This window comes from Streptomyces sp. NPDC002144, assembly GCF_053593695.1.
The window spans coordinates 1-4,236 of sequence record NZ_JBSFDB010000133.1 but is presented as its reverse complement, the minus strand read 5'-3'; the positions used below and the strand labels follow the sequence as shown (position 1 = coordinate 4,236).

1 protein-coding gene is annotated in these 4,236 nt (G+C 73.3%); it reads right to left on the bottom strand.

Going from position 1 to position 4,236, the window contains the following annotated elements:
* Nucleotides 1-127 precede the first annotated feature (127 nt).
* On the bottom strand, nucleotides 128-4,236 hold a 4,109-nt coding region (locus ACWCQ1_RS51645; protein WP_451030082.1), incomplete at its 5' end, for an SDR family NAD(P)-dependent oxidoreductase.

The following is a 4,236-nucleotide window of genomic DNA, read 5'->3' as shown; positions in this document are numbered from 1 at the left end:
TGGGCGTACCCACGTCCCTTGCCGTTAGTTCGGGGCAGCTGCTGTCTGAGAAGCAGAAAGCTCAACCCGCGAGGGAAGAATCTCCCGGCTTCAGCTGGGGGAGAAGTCAACTCTCTTCTCCAGGGACTCAGGAGCCGTGGCTCTTGCGAGCCATGCGGACGAGGGCGTCGACGTCGAGGGCGTCGATGTCGAGGTCGGGGGCGTCCGGCGCGGGGGCGTCGGCCGCCGGCACCGGCTCGGTGAGGTCGAGCAGCCGGTCGAGCAGGCCGGAGGCGCGCAGCCGGTCGATCGACAGCGTGGCGAGCATGCGGCGGATGTCCTGTTCGCCCAGGGCGTTGGTCGACGGCAGCGCCGACTCCTCGACGGCGGGCGCCAGTTCGCTGAGCAGCAATTGGGCGACGGCGCCGGGGTTGGGGTGATCGAAGACGAGGGTGGCGGGCAGGCGCAGTCCGGTGGCTTTGTTGAGGCGGTTGCGCAGCTCGACGGCGGTGAGTGAGTCGATGCCGAGCTCCTTGAAGCCACGCCGGACGTCCACGGCGTCCGAGCCCCCGTAGTCGAGTGTGCGGGCGACCTCGTCGCGGACCAGCGCGACGAGCTGCTCCCCCTGCTCCTCGGGCGTGAGCCCGGCGAGCCGCTGCGCCAAGGACGGCCCCGCATCGGCGGCCGCCGGCCCGGCCGTCGTGACCCGGCGCGGCCGTGTCCGGACCAGCCCCCGGAACAGGGCGGGCAGCTCCGCTCCCCGGGCGCGCAACGCGGCGGTGTCGAGGGGCAACGGGACGGCGCTCGCCAGCCCGAGCTTCACCGCCGCGTCGAAGAGTTCCAAGCCCTGGGCCGGTGCGATCGGAACCATCCCGAGCCGGGCGAACCGGTTGCGGTCGGCCTCGCCGAGCGCGGCCGCCATACCGCCCTCCGCCCACGGGCCCCAGGCCAGGGACACCGCCGGCAACCCGTGGGCCCGCCGGTGCTGGGCGAGCGCGTCCAGGTAGGCGTTGGCCGCCGCGTAGTTGGCCTGGCCCGCACCGCCGACCAGGCCCTGGATCGATGAGAAGAGCGCGAAGACAGCCAGGTCCAGGTGCCGGGTGGCCTCATGCAGGTTGCGTGCCGCATCGGCCTTGGGCCGCAGTACGGCGGAGACGCGCTCCGGCGTGAGCGTCGCGAACACGCCGTCGTCGAGGATGCCCGCCGCGTGGATGACGCCGGTGAGCGGGTGCTCGGCGGGGATGTCGGCGAGCAGGTGGTCCAGGGCGTCGCGGTCGGCGACATCGCAGGCCGCCAGGGTGACCTGCGCGCCGAGTTCCGTCAGTTCGCGCGCCAGTTCCTCGGCGCCCTCGGCGCCGGGGCCGCGTCGGCTGACGAGCAGCAGATGACGCACCCCGTGCTCGGTGACGAGGTGCCGGGCGAAGAACCCGCCCAGCGCCCCGGTCGCCCCGGTGATCAGCACGGTGCCCTCCGGCGCGAACGCCGGTGCCTCGGATCCGGTCCCGGCGGCCCGCACCAGCCGCGGGGTGAGCGCCCGGCCCCCGCGGACGGCGATCCGGGCGTCCTCGGCGCCCAGAGCCCCCGCCAGCGCGGCCTCGTCATCGAAGTCCTCCACGTCCACCAGCACGATCCGGTCCGGGTTCTCCGTCTGCGCCGAGCCCAGCAGGCCCCAGGCCGCGGCGGCCGCCGGATCGCGTACGTCCTCGTCGTCCGTCACCGCGACGGCGCCTCGGGTCACGAAGACGAGCCGCTCCCCGTCCGGCCGGTCCTCGGCCAGCCACTGCTGCGCCCGCGCGAGCGCTTCGTGAACGGCGCCGTGCAGGGACTCCTGGCCCCGCAGGCGTACGACGGTGGTGGCGGCGGGAGCCGAGCCGCGCCCGGCCGGTACCCACTCCACGCCCAGCAGCGCCTCGTGGCCCGTGCCGCCGGTGGTGGCGAGCTGCTCGGCGGAGACCGCCCGTACGGCGAGCGCGTCCACCGAGGCGACCGGTGCCCCCGCGGCGTCGGCGACCTCGATCGTCACCGCGTCGGCCCCGGCCGGCGCCAGCCGCACCCGTGCCGCCGTGGCCCCCGCCGCGAACAGCCGCACCCCGCTCCACGCGAACGGCAGCCGTGGCTCCCCCGTACCCGTCAGCACGCCCAGCTCGATGGCGTGCAACGCGGAGTCGAGCAGCGCCGGATGAAGCCCGAAGGCGGCCGCCTCCTCGGAGTGACCGTCGGGCAGGCACAGTTCGGCGAACACCTCGTCGCCGCGGCGCCACGCGGCGCGCAGTCCCTGGAAGACGGGACCGTAATCAAATCCCTGGGTGCTCAGCTCCTGGTAACGGCCGGTCAGGTCGACCGGCTCGGCGGCGTGCGGAGGCCAGAGGGTGAGATCCGGGCCCGGCCGCGCGTCCTCGGCGGCGAGCAGGCCGGCGCCGTGCCGCACCCACGGCTGCCCGGGGTCGTCGCTCTCCGGTCGGGAGTGCAGCGTCAGCTCGCGCCGCCCTTCTTCGTCGGGGGCGCCCACGATCACCTGGAACTGCACGCCGCCCTGCTCCGGAAGTACCAGCGGAGCCTCCAGCGTCAGCTCCTCCAGCACACCGGCCAGGGCCTCGCTGCCCGACCGCAGCGCCAGCTCCACGAACGCGGTGCCGGGCAGCAGCACTCGGCCCAGGACTACGTGGTCCGCCAGCCATGGCTGGGAGCCGAGCGAGAGCCGCCCGGTCAGCAGCTGCTCCTCGCTGTCGGCACGAGTGACGACGCCGCCGATCAGGGGATGGTCCACCGTGCCGAGCCCGATGGACGTGGCGTCCTGGGCTCGGGCCGTGTTCGGCTGCCAGTAGCGCTGGTGCTGGAACGGGTAGGTGGGCAGATCGACCCGCCGCGCCGCCCGGCCGCCGAACACGGCCCGCCAGTCCGGAGCGGTCCCGCGCGTCCACAGCTGCGCCAGGGCGCCGCCAAGGGCGCGGGGCTCCGGACGGTCCTTGCGCAGTGCCGTGACGAACTCCGGCTCCACGTCCGTGTCTTCGGGGACGCAGGCGCGGCCCATGGCGGACAGCACACCGTCCGGGCCGAGTTCGAGATACGTCGTGACACCGTGCTTGTGCAGCGTGGTGATGCCGTCGTGGAAGCGCACGGCTTCGCGGACGTGCCGCACCCAGTAGTCGGGCGAGGTGAGCTGCTCGGCCGTGGCGAGGGAGCCCGTGACGTTCGAGACGACCGGGATGCGCGGGGGACGGAACGACAGCCCGCGTGCCACCGCCGCGAACTCCTCCAACATCGGGTCCATGTGCGGCGAGTGGAAGGCGTGGCTGACCCGCAGCCGCCGGGTCTTCACCCCCTGCCCGTCCAGCTGCCTGGCCACCTCCATGGTGGCGAGCAGATCCCCGGAGATCACGGTCGAGGCGGGCCCGTTGACGGCGGCGATCGCGACCTCGTGCTCCCGCCCCGCGAGCTGCGCGGCGACCTGCTCCTCGGCGGCGAGGACGGAGACCATCGCCCCGTTCTGCGGCAGTGCCTGCATGAGCCGGCCGCGGGCAGCCACCAGGGTGCAGGCGTCCTCGAGGGAGAGCACGCCGGCCACGTGCGCGGCCGTCAGTTCGCCGATGGAGTGCCCCGCCACGAAGTCGGGTGTGATCCCCAGATGTTCGACGAGCCGGAACAGCGCCACCTCCAGCGCGAACAGTGCCGTCTGCGTGTGGACCGTCTGGTCCAGCAGCTGACCCTGCCAGTCGGTGTCCTCGCCCGCGCCGAACATGAGATCGCGCAGCGACAGGCCGAGGTGTTCGTCGAGGTGTTTGCACACCTCGTCCAGCGCGGTGACGAACACGGGCTGGGATTCGTACAGTTCGCGCCCCATGCCGAGGCGCTGACTGCCCTGACCGGTGAACAGGAATGCCGTGTCACCCGTGACGGCCTTGCCCTGTACGAGACGGTTCGACGTGCCGCCCTCGGCCACTGCCGCGAGGTCTGCGAGCAAATCCTCCCGGTCCTCGGCCCATATCACCGCACGATGGCTGAGCGCTGCCCGATGCACGGCGAGCGAGAACGCGAGTGCGGGAAGGTCCGCGTGATCGAGGTGCTCCAGGTGGCTGGTGAGCCGGCGTGCCTGGTCGCGCAGGGCTTGCGGGGTGTGGGCGGAGAGCGGTACGAGGACGGGTGCGGTGTCCGGCTGGGATTCGGGTTCGTCGGTGGGGGGTGCTTGTTCGAGGATGACGTGGGCGTTGGTGCCGCTGATGCCGAAGGAGGAGACGGCGGCGCGGCGGGGGCGGCCGG